This is a genomic window from Agromyces sp. P1_H4 (genome assembly GCF_056405255.1).
Map to the genome: position 1 here is coordinate 1 of NZ_JBFUCL010000632.1, position 555 is coordinate 555.

Genomic DNA, 555 nt, shown 5'->3' on the forward strand with positions numbered 1-555 from the left:
GTGTAGCCGAGGCGTGCCGCGAGGCCCGGCACGCCCTCGCGCTCGACGATGCCGTCGGCGATGAGCCGCATGGCACGCGCCGCGAGGTCGTCGCGGAGGTCCCACTGAGGGGACCCGGGCACCGCATCGGGCAGGCACCGCTTGCAGGCGCGCAGCCCCGCCTCGTGTGCGGCGGCGGCGGTGAGGTAGAAGCTCACGTTCGACGGCTTCGGCGCGACGGCCGGGCAGCTCGGGCGGCAGTAGATGCCGGTGGAGTGCACGCCGGTGATGAACTGGCCGTCGAACCGTGCGTCGCGGGCCTGCATCGCCCGGTAGCGCTCGGCGAACACCGGGTCGGCGAGCGGGTCGGCGGCGGCGCGTCCGACGGTGCGGGCCGGGCTCGCGATGGTGGCGGGATGGGGCGTCATGCATCCAGCCTCGCACGCACGGCCGACATCGACCGGCGGGAATCGGACATGGCCGCGTCGCCGGTCAGCCGGCCGTTGAGGCTAGCGTGGAGGGATGCCCCAGGACCTGCTCGACCGCCTCCGGGACGCCCTCGGGGCATCCGTCACC

At 74.8% G+C, this 555-nt stretch carries 1 protein-coding gene; it reads right to left on the minus strand.

Annotated elements, in window-relative coordinates; translation table 11 throughout:
* Positions 1-305 (minus strand): Ada metal-binding domain-containing protein (locus tag AC1DY2_RS20500; RefSeq protein WP_476764084.1); only part of this gene is annotated, 305 nt, incomplete at its 3' end.
* Positions 306-555 lie beyond the last annotated feature (250 nt).